The sequence below is a fragment of the Pseudomonas sp. Q2-TVG4-2 genome (assembly GCF_013620795.1).
In the GTDB taxonomy this organism is placed as follows: Bacteria; Pseudomonadota; Gammaproteobacteria; order Pseudomonadales; family Pseudomonadaceae; genus Stutzerimonas.
Window position 1 is genome coordinate 27,899 of record NZ_LGLW01000013.1, and the last position, 14,649, is coordinate 42,547.

Annotated in this window: 13 protein-coding genes, 2 tRNA genes and 1 pseudogene; 7 read left to right on the plus strand and 9 right to left on the minus strand. The window is 61.6% G+C overall.

Annotated features, from left to right (window positions below; genetic code table 11):
* The first annotated feature begins 217 nt into the window (after window positions 1-217).
* The 7 genes and pseudogenes from H3028_RS19585 (at window position 218) to H3028_RS19610 (ending at window position 7,458) form a co-directional block, all read left to right on the plus strand.
* Window positions 218-1,408, plus strand: coding sequence for an aromatic ring-hydroxylating dioxygenase subunit alpha (locus tag H3028_RS19585; protein WP_181298896.1), 1,191 nt, complete (start codon window positions 218-220; stop codon window positions 1,406-1,408).
* Window positions 1,409-1,418: 10 nt separating this feature from the next.
* Complete coding sequence (locus H3028_RS19590) at window positions 1,419-2,864, plus strand: aldehyde dehydrogenase family protein (protein ID WP_181298897.1); 1,446 nt, start codon at window positions 1,419-1,421, stop codon at window positions 2,862-2,864.
* A 5-nt stretch (window positions 2,865-2,869) separates the two neighbouring features.
* Window positions 2,870-3,034, plus strand: a pseudogene (locus H3028_RS21365) (rubredoxin); the annotation flags it as partial.
* On the plus strand, window positions 3,023-4,267 hold the full coding sequence (locus H3028_RS19595; protein ID WP_258237856.1) for an FAD-dependent oxidoreductase: 1,245 nt from the start codon (window positions 3,023-3,025) through the stop codon (window positions 4,265-4,267). The pseudogene H3028_RS21365 and the gene H3028_RS19595, both read left to right, overlap by 12 nt.
* 9 nt (window positions 4,268-4,276) lie before the next feature.
* Window positions 4,277-5,605 carry an FAD-binding oxidoreductase gene (locus H3028_RS19600; RefSeq protein ID WP_181298899.1) on the plus strand — a complete coding sequence of 443 codons (1,329 nt, stop codon included), beginning with the start codon at window positions 4,277-4,279 and terminating at the stop codon, window positions 5,603-5,605.
* The gene (locus H3028_RS19605) at window positions 5,602-5,973 is read left to right on the plus strand and encodes an ethanolamine utilization protein EutQ (protein ID WP_168425623.1); all 372 of its coding nucleotides are present in this window, start codon (window positions 5,602-5,604) and stop codon (window positions 5,971-5,973) included. Before H3028_RS19600 ends, H3028_RS19605 begins: the two co-directional genes overlap by 4 nt.
* Before the next feature lie 153 nt (window positions 5,974-6,126).
* Complete coding sequence (locus tag H3028_RS19610) at window positions 6,127-7,458, plus strand: MFS transporter (protein WP_309109569.1); 1,332 nt, start codon at window positions 6,127-6,129, stop codon at window positions 7,456-7,458.
* Window positions 7,459-7,515: 57 nt separating this feature from the next.
* Here H3028_RS19610 and ychF read toward each other — a convergent pair whose 3' ends face one another.
* From ychF to H3028_RS19655, 9 genes are all read right to left on the minus strand, one after another.
* Window positions 7,516-8,616: a redox-regulated ATPase YchF gene (gene ychF, locus H3028_RS19615; protein WP_181298900.1), complete on the minus strand. Its 1,101-nt coding sequence runs from the start codon at window positions 8,614-8,616 to the stop codon at window positions 7,516-7,518.
* Between the two features lie 140 nt (window positions 8,617-8,756).
* A complete protein-coding gene (gene pth / locus H3028_RS19620; RefSeq protein ID WP_181298901.1) occupies window positions 8,757-9,341 on the minus strand; it encodes an aminoacyl-tRNA hydrolase in 585 nt (194 codons plus the stop codon).
* A 34-nt stretch (window positions 9,342-9,375) separates the two neighbouring features.
* A complete protein-coding gene (locus H3028_RS19625; RefSeq protein ID WP_181298902.1) occupies window positions 9,376-9,993 on the minus strand; it encodes a 50S ribosomal protein L25/general stress protein Ctc in 618 nt (205 codons plus the stop codon).
* 124 nt (window positions 9,994-10,117) lie between these two features.
* Window positions 10,118-11,059 (minus strand): ribose-phosphate pyrophosphokinase, encoded by a 942-nt coding sequence (locus tag H3028_RS19630; RefSeq protein ID WP_181298903.1) that lies wholly within the window; start codon window positions 11,057-11,059, stop codon window positions 10,118-10,120.
* An 83-nt stretch (window positions 11,060-11,142) separates the two neighbouring features.
* A tRNA-Gln gene (locus H3028_RS19635) sits at window positions 11,143-11,217 on the minus strand.
* Window positions 11,218-11,266: 49 nt separating this feature from the next.
* Window positions 11,267-11,341, minus strand: a tRNA-Gln gene (locus H3028_RS19640).
* A 14-nt stretch (window positions 11,342-11,355) separates the two neighbouring features.
* The gene (gene ispE, locus H3028_RS19645) at window positions 11,356-12,216 is read right to left on the minus strand and encodes a 4-(cytidine 5'-diphospho)-2-C-methyl-D-erythritol kinase (RefSeq protein WP_181298904.1); all 861 of its coding nucleotides are present in this window, start codon (window positions 12,214-12,216) and stop codon (window positions 11,356-11,358) included.
* A complete protein-coding gene (gene lolB / locus H3028_RS19650) occupies window positions 12,216-12,836 on the minus strand; it encodes a lipoprotein insertase outer membrane protein LolB (RefSeq protein WP_181298905.1) in 621 nt (206 codons plus the stop codon). Before lolB ends, ispE begins: the two co-directional genes overlap by 1 nt.
* Window positions 12,837-12,839: 3 nt before the next feature.
* Window positions 12,840-14,576: a tetratricopeptide repeat protein gene (locus H3028_RS19655; RefSeq protein ID WP_181298906.1), complete on the minus strand. Its 1,737-nt coding sequence runs from the start codon at window positions 14,574-14,576 to the stop codon at window positions 12,840-12,842.
* Window positions 14,577-14,649: the final 73 nt, after the last annotated feature.

Genomic DNA, 14,649 nt, shown 5'->3' on the forward strand with positions numbered 1-14,649 from the left:
ATGAGTTTTCCGCATCGATCGAGCGGCCACTCGTTGCCCGTCGTTATGACTTGTCCATCCAAACGAGCGGCAGCTCGTCTCATGAGGAAATATCATTAATGCCGCCGGAAAAATCGTTTGTGGAGGCATCCAGCGGTTGATGAAACTCCCTGCCAACGGACTGGACCAGCGTGCCAGTCGATCATAAAAAAACCGTGCCTTGCAGGGGAGAACAACAATGACAACTTCCAGCTCTCGACTCATTCCGGTTCAACAACTGGAACGCATATTCAACCCGATCGACCAAGCTACCGGGCTTGCCAATGAGTTTTACACGGACCAGCGCTATTTTGAGCTGGAGCGCGACGAAGTGATGGGCAAGACCTGGGCGTGCGTCGGCTTCGCCAGCGATCTGGTCAAGAATGGCTCGGTCAAGCCGATCGACTTCATGGGATTGCCCTTGCTGCTGATGCGCAACCGCGAAGGCCTGGTACAGGTATTTCATAACGTCTGCAGTCATCGCGGCATGAAGCTGGTGCAGGAAGAGGGCGAAGTGCAGGGCGTGATTCGCTGCCCGTATCACTCCTGGACCTATGACCTCAACGGCAACCTGCGCGGCACGCCGCATGTCGGTGGGATCGATAACCACAAGGACGAACGCTTTGCCTGCGAGAAGCACGGCCTGAAGTCGCTGCGCAGCTCGATCTGGATGGACATGGTGTTCATCAACCTGTCCGGCGATGCTCAGCCGCTGGAAGAGATGCTGGCGCCGCTGACCGCGCGCTGGTCTCAGTTCCTCGGTGAGGATGGCATGAGCCTGCTGCGTCGCCGGCCAGGCCAGGACGCCACCACCCTGGACATCAACTGTAACTGGAAACTGGCTGTCGAGAACTATTGCGAGGCCTACCACCTGCCGTGGGTACACCCGAGCCTCAACAGCTATTCGAGGCTGGAAGATCACTACAACATCCTGTTCGACGAGCGCTTCGCCGGGCAGGGCAGCCACGCCTACAACCTGTCGGATGTTGCCGGCACTCACCTGCCGAAGTTTCCCAGCTGGCCGCAGGATCGTTTGCGCAACGCCGAATATGTGGCCTTCTTCCCCAACGTATTGCTCGGTATCCAGGCCGATCACGCCTTCGCGATGCAGCTGGAGCCGGTCGCGCCGGGCCGGACAATTGAACACTTGCGGTTGTTCTACGTTGGCGACGAGGCTCTGAGCGACGAGTATGCCGCCTGCCGCAGCGCGATTCTAGAGTCCTGGAAGGTGGTGTTCGCCGAGGACATCAGCTCGGTGGAAGGTATGCAGAAAGGCCGCCTCTCGCCGGGCTATACCGGCGGCGTCTTCTCGCCGGTGATGGATGTCCCGACGCACTTCTTCCATCAGTGGGCTGCGCGTCAGCTGCTCGAAATCACGCCGTCCGCCTGAGGAAGCCGCCATGCATTCGATTGCCTCCCATTGGCTGAATTACATCGATGGTGAATGGGTCGACAGCCCGCAGCATCTGGTGGTGAACAACCCAGGCACTGCCGAGCCGCTGGCCACCGTCGCTCGGGCCGGTGTCGCCGACGCCGAGCGCGCGCTGCTGGCGGCGCGGCGTTGTGCCGACAGCGGCGCATTGAGCCAGGTGCGCCCGGCTCAGCGCGTCAGCTGGTTGCTGCGGATCGCCAACGAGATTCGCGACCTGGCGGATGAAGGCGCCTGGGTGCTGTGTCAGGAGAATGGCAAGAGCCTGGCCGACGCCCGAGATGAGTTCACCGAGGCCGCACGTTATTTCGAGTACTACGCGGGCATGGCCGACAAGATCGAGGGCACCTCGATTCCGTTGGGCGACGGCTACATGGATTTCACCGTTTACGACCCGATCGGCGTTTCGGCGCAGATCGTGCCCTGGAATTTCCCTGTATCCATCTGCGCGCGCTCATTGGCGCCGGCATTGGCTGCCGGCAATGCGGTGGTGATCAAATCCCCGGAGCTCTCGCCGTTGGGCATGTGCGTGCTGATCCGCGCCATCGCCAACGCGGGCTTGCCGAATGGGGCGGTCAATCTGATCTGCGGTCTGGGTCGAGAAACCGGTGCGCATCTGGTGAGTAGCGCCAAGGTGGACCAGATCGTCTTCACCGGCTCGGTTGCAACCGGGCAATCGATCCTGCGCGCTGCGGCAGAGCACGCCATTCCCTGTGTCATGGAGCTCGGCGGCAAGTCGGCGGCGATCGTCTTTGCCGATGCCGACCGCGAGCAGCTGCTGGCCAGCGTCAAGGGCGGGATTTTTTTCAACGCTGGCCAGGTCTGTTCGGCCATGTCGCGCTTGCTGGTCCAGCGTGACATCTACGAGGAAATCGTCTCGGACGTGGTGGCGCTGGCCGAAGGGCTCAGCGTCGGGCTCGGCCAGGACAACCCCGACCTCACTCCGGTGATCAGCGCCGGCCAGCTGGCCGGCATCGAAACTCTGTGCCGACGCGCGACTGACGAGGGAGCCGTGGCCGCCACCGGAGGCGAGGCGTTCAGCGACCGAAGCGGACACTTCATGCGGCCGACGGTGTTTCGTGATGTCAGCCCCGAGATGTCTATCGCCCAGCAGGAGGTGTTCGGTCCGGTGCTGACGGTGATTCCCTTCGACACGGAAGAGGAGGCCATCGCCATCGCCAACGGAACCGATTTCGGCCTCGTCGCTGGCGTGTTCACCCAGAACATCAATCGCGCCATGCGCTGTTCGCGCCGTTTGAAGGCGGGCCAGGTGTTCGTGAACGAATGGTATGCAGGCGGCATTGAGACGCCGTTCGGCGGCGTCGGCCTGTCGGGTTACGGCCGGGAAAAAGGCCAGGAGGCGTTGTACAGCTACGTTCGTACCAAGAACGTGGCGATCCGCGTGGCGGGGGAGTAATTGATATGTTCAAGACTTGGCTTTGTGTGGTTTGTGGCCTGATTTACGACGAAGCCCTCGGCTGGCCGCAGGACGGTATCGTCGCCGGCACGCGCTGGGCTGATGTGCCCGAAGACTGGAAATGCCCCGAATGCGGCGTCGGCAAGAGCGATTTCGAGATGCTCGATGTCAGCGAGTCGGTGATCGCCGACGTTGCCGCCAGCACGCCATTGCCGCAGCCGCCGGTCGTGCAATCCGCTCCGACGCCGCGTCAGCCGATCGTCATCATCGGTAGCGGTTATGCCGGCTACGGGCTGGCTCAGACGCTGCGCAAGGCTGATCCGAAGGTCGAGATTCGCGTTTTGACTCGCGAATCCGGGCATCTGTATTCCAAGCCGGGCTTATCGATCGGTCTGGCTCAAGGCAAGACTGCCGAAGCGATGGCGGGTGAGCCGCCTCTGGCCATCGAAAAACGCCTGAATATTCGCATTTACCCGCATTGCTCTGTCGAGCGTATCGACAGCGCCGCGCGGCGGCTACATACCAGTTTCGGCGAGATGGAGTATGGCCAGCTAGTGCTGGCCTGTGGGGCTCAGCCGATCCGGCTACCTATCGCAGGCACTACCGACGCGTTGTGCAGCATCAACAATCTGCATGACTACCAGGGCTTTCGCCAGCGTCTGGTCGGTGCGCGGCGGGTGGCGATTCTCGGTGATGGCCTGATCGGCTGCGAATTCGCCAATGACCTGGCGAGCAGCGGTTTCGAGGTCAGCGTGATCGGTCTCGGCCAGTGGCCGATGGAGCGTCTGCTGCCAGTCGAAGCGGGCCGGCACTTGCAGGCGGCGCTGGCCGAGCTGGGGGTGGACTGGTATCTGCAGAACACGCTGCAGCGGATCGATCCGCTGGAGCAGGGCTACCGTCTGAGCCTGGCCGATGGCCGGCAGCTGGATGCCGATCTCGTGCTTTCTGCGGTGGGCCTGCGTCCGGACCTGGGCCTGGCCGAAAGTGCTGGGGTTGCGGTGGGGCGCGGCATACGGGTCGATGCGCAGCTGCGCACCTCGCAGGAAGGAATTTACGCTCTGGGTGATGGCATTGAGATCGAAGGTCAGCTGCTGCCGTACCTGGCGCCGATCAATCAGGGCATACAGGCACTCAGCAAGACCCTGCTGGGGCAGCCGACGGAGGTTAGCTATCCGTTGATGCCGGTCACGGTTAAGACGCCCGTCGCCCCGCTGTGCCTGCTGGCGCCTGCCGCTGGCTGTGCCGGTGAATGGCGGGTGACACCCGCCGATGACGGTCTGAGTGCCGGTTTCTACGATAGCGAAGGGCAACTGTGCGGCTTCGTGCTGCTCGGTCGTCAGGCTCAGCTGCAACGCAACGCTTGGCTGCAATCCTGCCAGAACGCACAACGGGCCGTCGCCTGAGGGTTCATCATGAAAAGCTCAATCAATCTGCCCCATGACGACGCCAGTTGTGGCTGGTATAGCGCATTGCCCGAACCACAGGCTTGTACCCGTTTGCAGGGTGAGCAGCGTGCCGATTACGCGGTTATCGGCGCCGGGTTCGCCGGGCTGGCTGCCGCGCGACGCCTCGCCGAACACCATCCGCAGGCGCGCATTCTGCTGGTCGACGCCCAGCGCGTCGGCTATGGCGCCTCGGGGCGCAACTCCGGTTTCGTCATAGACCTGCCGCACAAGTTCGCGCTGGAACATCCCGAGCCAGCACATAAGCAGCGTCTGCTGGGGCTCAACCGCGCCGCCATCGCACAACTGCAGGGGCTGATCCAGCGCCACGGCATCGAATGCCAGTGGTCGCACGCCGGGAAATATCAGGGGGCGGTGGGCCCTCGCGGGCTGGCCTATCTCAAGCATTTCGAACATCTGCTCAAGGGCCTCGGCGAATCCTTCGAGTGGGTCGAGCGCAGCGAGCTGGCCCGGGTTCTCGGCACCCAGCATTACAGCGGCGCAATCTACACGCCGGGCTGTTACCTGATGCAGCCGGCGGCATTGGTCACCGGTCTGGCTCGATCGCTGCCTGGCAATGTCGAGCTGCTTGAAGAGTCGCCAATCCAGCGTCTCGAGCGTGATGGTCAGGGCGGTTGGCTGCTGCACGGTAGCAACGGGCGCATCCGCACCCCGCAACTGCTGCTCGGCACCAGCATCTTCACCCAGGAGTTCGGTTACCTGCGCAACCGTTTGCTGCCGGTGATGACATTCGCCAGCTGGACCCGGCCGTTGAGCGACGCCGAGCTGGCGGCCTATGGCGGGCAGCTCGACTGGGGCCTGACCCCGGCGGACCATGCCGGCACCACGGTGCGCATGACCCAGGACCGTCGAATCATCATCCGCAACACCTACAAGCATGTGCCCAAGTATGGGCGCAGCAGCAGCGAGGCCATGCGCACCAGTATCCGCGAGGATCATCGCAAGGCCTTCCTGGCGCGCTTTCCGCAGTTGGCTGAGGTGCCCTTCAGCCACACCTGGGGTGGGGTTTATGCCATCTCTCGCAACTTCACCAATTTCTTCGGTGAGTTGGAGCAGGGCGTTTACGCCTCGGCTTGTGACAACGGCGTCGGTGCGGCTTGGGGCACTATCTCTGGGACGTTGCTGGCGGATCTCGCGGTGCAGGCCGACTCGGCGCAGCTGCGCGACATCCAGGCGGTGACGGGCATGCCGTCGCTTAATCCGCCTGAACCCTTTCTCGGCTTAGGGGTGCGCTCGCGCATTCGCCTGGCAGCCTGGAACAGTCGGAGTGAGCTATGAGCAAGGTCGTTTCCGGACGTGGACCCGTGTTGCGGGTGGATCATCATGATCTCGATTTCATCCCCCGTGGCGGCCCACCGGGCGCGGCCTACGTGGCGCGCGCGATCAGCAACGAGGTGTCGCCGAACATCGGCATTGGCTTCGCTCGCTGGGAAGGCGCCGAGGTCGCCTGGACATTGCTTTATGACGAGGTGATTTTCGTCATCGAGGGCTGCTTCGAGCTGCAGGCCAACGGCGAGCTGTATCGGGTTGAACCGGGGCAGCTGCTGTGGATACCCGAAGGCACCGAACTGGTCTATGGCGGCCATGCCTTGTTCGGCTACGTGGTGCACCCGGGCGATTGGAAGCAGCGCCACGGCCTGGTCTGAAACGCGCCGAGGCAGGTGACGAGCGTTAGCGTCAGCGCTGAACGCTCGGTGTGCTTGTCATTCCGTTTGGTCGATTGGAATGTGACCGCATGGTAACGCCGGTCACGAATTGGCGCGCGCAGGGTTGACGCTTATTGAAAGGGAGGCAGGCCGGTGCTCGGACTGACCAAGACGTTTGGCGCGTTGTACCTGGCCACCTTGCTGATGCAGCTTGGCTCGACCCTGTTGATGACTTATCTGGCGCTGCGGCTGAATGCCGATGGCGTGGCCGAGCTGTGGGCAGGCGCGCTGATGGCGGCCAATGCACTGGGGATGGTGTTGGGCGGCAAGGTAGGCCACGTGCTGATCGAGCGGGTCGGGCATATCCGTACCTATGTCGCCTGTGCGGGCGTCATTTGTGCCGCTGTCCTGACCCATGAGTTCAGCAGTGCTTTGCCGCTCTGGCTGTTGTTGCGCGGCGTGGTAGGGCTCGCCATGATGTGCCAGTTGATGGTGCTGGAAAGCTGGCTCAACGATCGCGCGCAGAGCGATCAGCGAGGCAAGGTGCTGGGCATCTACATGGTCGCGGTGTATATCGGCATGATGCTCGGCCAACTGGCCCTGAGCCTTGGCGGTGACCTGGATATTCGCCTGATGCTCGGCGTCGCCATTGCATTTGCGCTGTGTCTGGTGCCCGTGGCGCTGACTCGTAGCATGCATCCGGCCGATCTGCACCCAGCTCCCATCGACATTCGTCTTTTCCTGGAGCGGGTGCCGCAATCGCTGATCACTTGCCTGGTGTCGGGCATCGTCAACGGGGGCTTCTATGGCTTGGCGTCGATCTACGCTGCCCGGCAGGGCCTGGGCACCGTCGAGATCGGCCAGTTCATGGCATTGTCCATCGCAGCGGGTCTTGTGGCGCAGCTGCCCCTTGGCTGGCTATCGGATCGGCTGCCGCGTGCCAGTCTGATTCGATGCGTGGCGGTACTGCTGATGTTTGCCTGCTTGCCGCTGGCATATCTTCAGCACCTGACGTTCGCCTGGTTGCTACTGTTCGGCGGCTGCATTGGCTTTCTACAGTTCTGTCTGTACCCGTTGGGTGTCGCTCTTGCCAACGACAATATCGAACCTGAGCTGAGGGTTTCGCTGGCTGGCCTGTTGCTGGGTGCATTCGGCGTCGGTGCGTGCGTCGGGCCGCTGCTGGCCGGTGCGTTGATGGAGGGTTTCGGTGCGCCAAGCCTGTATTACTTCTTCGCTGGCTGCAGCGCGCTGTTGGCGTTATCGGTGGGGCAGGGCCGGGTGACCGGCGAGCATCTGCAGGCGGATGCTCCGCTGCAGCACCAGGCCACACCCAATGGACTCGCCAGCGCTACCCTGGCGGCAGCCGTTGAGCCGGCCGACGAAGTGCAGGAGAGCGAGGCGTCGGCCACGGGGGGCGCGGATCGAGAGGCTCCGGTGATTTCTCTGGATTCCTTGGGCGCAAAAAACCCCGTATCACTTCAGTGATTACGGGGTTCGGTGTGCTCTGCGAAGGCCGCCGTAGTACGGCTTTCCTGCGTCTCGCTATACGTTGAAGCGGAAGTGCATCACGTCGCCATCCTTGACGATATATTCCTTGCCTTCCAGGCGCCATTTTCCGGCTTCCTTGGCACCAGCTTCACCCTTGTACTGGATGAAGTCGTTATAGGCGACCACTTCGGCGCGGATGAAGCCTTTCTCAAAATCGGTATGGATGACGGCGGCGCCCTGGGGGGCGGTGGCGCCAACCTTCACGGTCCAGGCGCGGACTTCCTTCACACCGGCGGTGAAGTAGGTCTGCAGGTTGAGCAGTTCGTAACCGGCGCGGATCACGCGGTTCAGGCCGGGCTCATCGAGGCCGAGCGACTCGAGAAACATGTCTTTCTCCTCGCCATCGTCCAGCTCGGCGATTTCCGCTTCGATCTTGTTGCACACCGGCACCACCACGGCGCCTTCTTCGGCCGCGATGGCATTGACCACGTCCAGGTGCGGGTTGTTCTCGAAGCCGTCCTCGGCGACGTTGGCGATGTACATCACCGGCTTGCTGGTCAGCAGGTGGAAGCCCTTGGCCAGTTGAACTTCATCGTCGCCGAGCGCCTTCAACAGGGTGCGGGCCGGCTTGCCTTCGGTGAAGTGGGGGATCAGCTTCTCCAGCAACGCCTTTTGCGCCACGGCTTCCTTGTCGCCACCCTTGGCGTTGCGGGTGACGCGCTGCAGCTGCTTCTCGCAGCTGTCGAGGTCGGCGAAGATCAGTTCCAGCTCGATGATTTCGATGTCGCGCTTAGGATCGACCGAGTTGGAAACGTGAATGACGTTTTCATCCTCGAAGCAGCGCACCACGTGGGCGATGGCGTCGGTCTCGCGGATGTTAGCCAGGAACTTATTGCCCAGTCCCTCTCCCTTGGAGGCGCCCTCGACGAGGCCGGCGATATCGACGAATTCCATGGTGGTAGGCACCACGCGCTCGGGCTTGACGATCTCCGCCAGCGCCTGAAGGCGTGGATCGGGCATCGGTACGATCCCGCTGTTCGGCTCGATGGTGCAGAAGGGAAAGTTTTCCGCAGCGATACCGGACTTGGTTAGCGCGTTGAACAGAGTGGACTTGCCGACGTTGGGCAGGCCGACGATGCCGCAATTGAATCCCATGGTGTATTTGCCTCGGTGTTGGCTGGCAGCGTTGAGCTACCGGCGTTGCCAAACTACGTTAAACGGCTTTGGGCGTGGATAAGAGAGAAGCGCCCGATCCCAGCCGTTGCTTTGTCTTGTGTTTGCCGCAGGCTTGCACGTCAGGCCTTCTGGCTGTGCAGCCGCTGCATGGCCCGTGTCCAGTCGCCAGCGAGGATTTCGGGCAGCACATCAAGGGCGAAATCGATACTGGCATCCAGCTTTTCGCGCTCCGCCTGCGGCGCGCGTCCCAGCACATAGCCAGTCACCAGGCTGCTGTGCCCGGGGTGGCCGATGCCCAGACGCAGGCGGTAGAAACTGTTCTGATTGCCGAGCCTGGCGATGATGTCGCGCAGCCCGTTATGCCCGCCATGGCCGCCGCCCTGTTTGAGCTTGGCGATGCCGGGGGGCATGTCGAGTTCATCATGGGCGACCAAGATGGACTCAGGAGGAATTCGGAAAAATCCGGCCAGTGCCGCCACCGCCTGACCGCTGCGGTTCATGAACGTGGTGGGGATCAGCAGGCGGACATCTTCGTCCTGGTGGCGAAACTTGCCGACCAGCCCGAAGTATTTACGATCGATGCTGAGGTTGACGCCCTTGTGGGCGGCCAGACGCTCAACGAAAAAGGCCCCTGCGTTATGCCGGGTCTGGTCGTATTCAGGGCCTGGATTACCCAGGCCGACGATCAGTTTGACGGCAGTCACGACAGAGGCCCTTCCTCAGATGCTTGCGAGTGGATTACTCGGCAGCGCCTTCTTCTTTCGGAGTGTCTTCCTTGTTCACGCGTGGCGCATGAACGTTGGCGACCGGCAGGTCGCTGCCGTGCGACAGGGAAACCAACTCGACGCCTTTCGGCAGCTTGAGATCGGTCATGTGCAGAACCTGACCGATTTCAACCTTGGCCATGTCGACCTCAATGAACTCTGGCAGATCCTGTGGGAGGCAGGAGACTTCCACTTCGTTGATGTTATGCAGAATTTCGCCACCCTGCTGCTTCACGCCAACCGATGTCTCCTGGTTGATGAAGTGCAGCGGAACGGTAGCGGTCAGCTTGTGGCCGGCTACGACGCGGACGAAGTCAGCGTGGAGGACGAAGCTCTTGGCCGGATGACGCTGCAGCGCCTTGATCAGAACGGATTCGCTCTGGCCGTCGACGTTGAGGGTCAGCACGTGGCTGAAGGACGCTTCGTTTTCCAGCATCTTGGCCAGATCTTTGGCCAGCAGGCTGATGGACTGCGGGGCCTTGTCGCCACCGTAGATGACGGCCGGGACGAGGCTGGCGTTACGACGCAGGCGGCGGCTCGCACCTTTCCCCAGGTCGGAACGCACTTGGGCATTCAGAGTGAAATCAGTCATTGTGTTTCTCCAGGATAACAACGCGCCCGAAGTGCTCGCGACCAGCACTACCGGGCGGTTGGGCAAAAAGCCCCGCACGAGGCGGGGCACATTTTCGTTCTGCGCGAATGGCTAAGCTTTCGGCTTAGCGGAACATCGCGCTGATCGATTCAGCATTGCTGATGCGGCGAACCGCCTCAGCCACCATTGGCGCAATGTCCAGCTGGCGAATACGGGTACAGGCTTGAGCGGCAGCCGACAGCGGAATGGTATTTGTTACTACCAGTTCGTCGAGGACCGAACCGTCGATGTTCTCGATGGCACGACCGGACAGAATCGGGTGAGTGCAATACGCATAGACCTTGGCGGCGCCGTGGTCTTTCAAAGCAGTTGCAGCGTGGCACAGGGTGCCAGCGGTATCGACCATGTCGTCTACGAGGATGCAGGTCCGGCCTTCAATATCACCGATGATGTGCATCACTTCGGACTGGTTGGCCTTCGGGCGACGCTTGTCGATGATCGCCAGATCAACACCCAGGGACTTGGCGACGGCGCGAGCACGCACCACACCGCCGATGTCGGGGGAGACGATCATCAGGTTCTCGAAGCGCTGAGCCTGAATATCGTCGACCAGGACCGGCGAGCCGTAGATGTTGTCCACAGGCATGTCGAAGAAGCCCTGGATCTGATCGGCGTGCAGGTCAACGGTAAGAACGCGGTTAACACCCACTACGTCGAGCATGTCGGCCACGACCTTAGCGCTGATCGGCACACGTGCGGAACGCGGACGGCGATCCTGACGGGCGTAACCAAAGTAGGGGATGACGGCCGTAATGCGGGTGGCGGAGGACCGGCGGAAGGCATCTGCCATCACGACCAGTTCCATCAGGTTGTCATTGGTGGGGGCGCAGGTCGGTTGAATCAGAAAGACGTCCTTACCACGAACGTTCTCGTTGATCTCGACACTGATTTCGCCGTCGGAGAATTTTCCGACGTAGGCGTCACCGAGGGGAATATGCAGCTGACGTACAACACGCCGGGCCAGGTCGGGGTTGGCGTTCCCCGTGAAGACCATCATCTTGGACACGCGCAGTACCTGCCTGAGGGTGGATCCGATGAAACAAAAAGCTGTTCAAAAGGCCAGGCGTTTTGAACAGCTCTCGTGATGTTTGGCAGGGGCGGCTGGATTCGAACCAACGCATGCCAGGATCAAAACCTGGTGCCTTACCGCTTGGCGACGCCCCTGTAGATGTAGCCCTGAATGTGCTTGCAGTTGTACAACCTCGAAAGGTTATGGCAGGGGCGGCTGGATTCGAACCAACGCATGCCAGGATCAAAACCTGGTGCCTTACCGCTTGGCGACGCCCCTGTAATGTACAACCTCTAACCACTCATTTCCTGCGCCAGTTGCGCGAGCCTTCGGTGCAGCATCGAAATGTTGCGCCCTTGAGCTACGAAAGCTGGTAAATCGGCTGGAAGTTGGCGGCAAACTTTATCAGCCTCACCTTTGTTTGGGAAGCTCCCAAACACACAAGCTCCAGTGCCGGTCATTCTTGCTGGAACAAATTTGTTCAACAAGCTCAAAGCGTTACGCACTTCTGGATAACGCTTCTCGACCACCGGCTGACAGTCGTTATGACCGCCCTCTGCAAGAAGGCTGCGAACTGTAATGGCCGGGGTATTACGTGTCAACTCCGGGTCGGAAAATATTTCCGCTGTACTAACAGAGACTTGCGGGGCGATAACGAGGAACCAGGGTTCGCTCAAATTGACCGGTTGCAAGCGCTCGCCCACCCCCTCGGCAAAGGCCGCGCGCCCTCTGACGAACACGGGCACATCGGCCCCAAGGCAGAGGCCAATCTCCGCCAGAGCGTCTTCGCCCAGACGGGTTTGCCACAGATGGTCGAGGCCCAGCAAAGTGGTCGCCGCGTCGGAGCTGCCACCACCAATACCGCCGCCCATGGGCAAACGCTTGGTCAGCTCTATGTCGGCGCCAAGTGCGCAGCTGCTATGTGCCTGCAGCAGGCGGGCCGCGCGCACGATGAGGTTGCTGTCGTGATTGACGCCGGGCAGCTCGGTGCATAGGCGGATCTGGCCATCGGTACGCAAGGTGAAGCTGAGCTCGTCGCCGTAGTCGAGAAACTGGAAAAGGGTCTGCAGCTCGTGATAGCCGTCGGCGCGGCGACCGAGGATGTGCAGCATCAGGTTGAGTTTGGCCGGAGCCGGCAAGGTCAGCCTAACCATCAGTGGCCGAGCCGGCGTGGCTGCCAGTCCTTGATGACGAGGGTGATTTGCAGGTCTCGACCGGCCAGCTTGATACGTGACGGCAGGGTGTAGCCGTCTTCCTCGCTGTAGCCGAGATACTGAACATCCCAGCCATCCTGATGAAGGCCGGCAAGGCGGCCGTTGGCGTCCAATGCAACGCGACTGCGGCTATCCGGAGCGGGGAGGCCACGTACCCACCAGAGCAAATTCGATACGGGTAACTGCCAGCCGAGTTGGCTTTCAACCAACGCTTCCGGCGACTTGGCTTCGAATCGGCCCTGGCCCGCGACCTCCAGCGCGACGGCCTCGGGGCGCCCGGTCAGGCGAGTGGCGCCGCGGCCCAGCGGGCCAGACAGGCGAATGTCAAAGTAGTCCTGGCGTTGCAGCCAGAACAAGGTGCCGCTGCCCGAATCCTGCGGTGCGCGAATGCCGATCTTCCCGCTGATCTGCCAGCCATCGATTTCGCTGACCTGCGCTTTGTGCGCCTTCCAATCTTCCGCGTTGCCGGGGCCTTCGACGGATTCCTGCGGGGCGAGAGCGGCGCAGCCAGCCAGCAGCAGGGCGAGGGCAGGGGTCAGCAGGTTACGCATCAACTTCATGAGTCAGGGTTTCTCCGAGCCTGTCAGGCGTTTGATGGTTTCGCGCAGCACGTCGCTGTCCGGTTGCTGCTTCAGCGCTTCAGCCCAGATAGTCCGTGCTTCGCGCTGCTCGCCAGCGGCCCAGAGCACCTCGCCGAGGTGGGCGGCGATTTCGTGGTCTGGAAGCCGCTCGTGTGCCTTTCGTAGCTGGGTTTCGGCCTCTTCGAGATTGCCCAGGCGGTAATTGATCCAGCCGAGGCTGTCGAGAATGGCGGCATCATCGGGATTGAGCTGGTAAGCCTGCTCAATGAGAGCACGGGCCTCATCGTATCGGTCGGTGCGGTCAGCCAGCGTATAGCCCAGCGCGTTGATCGCCATGGCATTGTCTGGTTCACGCTCGATGATGAAGCGCAGGTCCCGTTCCAGTTGGGCTAGATCGCCACGCTTCTCGGCGATCATGGCTCGGGTGTAGAGCAGATTGAGGTCGTCGGGAAACTGTTCTAGAGCCTGTTCGGCAAGTTGCCAGGCCGCGTCGATCTGCTGCTGCTTTGAAAGGGCCTCGATCTCGATCAGGTATAACTGAATCGCGTAATCGGGCTGCTCGTTACGGGCGCTGGCCAACAGCTGTGATGCCTCCTGATTGCGACTCAGGGAAAACAGCAGCTCCGCCTGCATGAGTTTCGCTGGCAGATACTCGTTGCCGGGGCCGACCTTGGCGAACGCCGCCAGCGCCTGCTCGTGTTCGCCCAACTCGCGATAAGCGCGGCCAAGGTTGAAGTGGGCCGCATCGAGGTGACTGCCGCGCTCGATCAGCTCTTCCAGATAAACGATCGCTTCACGCCAGGCCTGTGCTTCGAGACACACCAGTGCCATCGAGAAGCGAAGGTCGTCGTCCCCGGGGTGTTGCTGGACCAGGGTGGCGAATTCGCCCATGGCTTCTTCAAGGCGATCCTGCTCGACTAACAGTCGTGCATAGGTCAGTCGCAGGCGCTTGTCCTCGGGGTGTCGACGGAGGCTCTTTTCCAGCAATGGCAGCGCTTCCTCGCCGCGCTCCAGCATTTGCAGCAAGCGAGCCTGGAGCAGGGTCGAGGGGATTTCCTGCTGGCTGGCGGGTTGCTCTTCGAGCAATGCGAGTGCTTCTTCAGGGCGGCCATCCTGTTGTAGGAGCACCGCCTTGCCAAATTTCAACTGGGGGTTGTCAGGGTGTTTGGCCAGCAACTGATCGAAGCTTCTAAGCAGGCCAGTTCGCGTATCCGGATCGGTTTCCGCCGCGGACAGGGCGAGGAAGTCAAAATGTGTATCGCCCTGGCCCCGCAGCACTTTTTCCATGAACTCCATGGATTCCTCGTAACGCCCGGCACGTGCCAGCTGCACGGCTGCGGCCCGCTGGGCGTCGAGGCTCTCCGGTGCGTTGCTCGCCCAGATCATCGCCGTGTCCAGTGCCGCCTGCTCGGCGCCGAGATATTCCGCGATTCGGAAGCCGCGCTCGGCTACGCCGGCATCCTGTGTCGCATTGGCCTGCTGGACATAGTTACCCAGCGCGATGTCGAAACGATTGCGCTGGCCAGCCAGTTCCGCCACCAGTAGCGCATACAGTGTGTCGCTGCTGAACGAACCATACGAACCATACGAACTGGGGCCCGTTTCCACGTTTTTCGGTGCGGTCTCCTCGACCGGCGGGCTGCTGTCGGGAGTGCTCTGCATAAAACTTTGGCAGCCACCGAGAAGCAGGACGGCGCTGAGGGCGAGGAGTTTTTTCATAGGGAATATAGGCTGGTCTGCGGTCGCGGCATGATGACACAAGCCGTCAGGCAAGCACATGGGCGGGCTTGCC

Bases quoted from the DNA above. Each gene is read 5' to 3' on its own strand.
- H3028_RS19595 (WP_258237856.1), top strand. From the start codon at position 3,023: ATGCTCGATGTCAGCGAGTCGGTGATCGCCGACGTTGCCGCCAGCACG.
- H3028_RS19625 (WP_181298902.1), bottom strand. From the start codon at position 9,993: ATGACTGATTTCACTCTGAATGCCCAAGTGCGTTCCGACCTGGGGAAA.
- H3028_RS19655 (WP_181298906.1), bottom strand. From the start codon at position 14,576: ATGAAAAAACTCCTCGCCCTCAGCGCCGTCCTGCTTCTCGGTGGCTGC.
- H3028_RS19585 (WP_181298896.1), top strand. From the start codon at position 218: ATGACAACTTCCAGCTCTCGACTCATTCCGGTTCAACAACTGGAACGC.
- H3028_RS19590 (WP_181298897.1), top strand. From the start codon at position 1,419: ATGCATTCGATTGCCTCCCATTGGCTGAATTACATCGATGGTGAATGG.
- lolB (WP_181298905.1), bottom strand. From the start codon at position 12,836: ATGAAGTTGATGCGTAACCTGCTGACCCCTGCCCTCGCCCTGCTGCTG.
- ispE (WP_181298904.1), bottom strand. From the start codon at position 12,216: ATGGTTAGGCTGACCTTGCCGGCTCCGGCCAAACTCAACCTGATGCTG.
- H3028_RS19605 (WP_168425623.1), top strand. From the start codon at position 5,602: ATGAGCAAGGTCGTTTCCGGACGTGGACCCGTGTTGCGGGTGGATCAT.
- ychF (WP_181298900.1), bottom strand. From the start codon at position 8,616: ATGGGATTCAATTGCGGCATCGTCGGCCTGCCCAACGTCGGCAAGTCC.
- H3028_RS19600 (WP_181298899.1), top strand. From the start codon at position 4,277: ATGAAAAGCTCAATCAATCTGCCCCATGACGACGCCAGTTGTGGCTGG.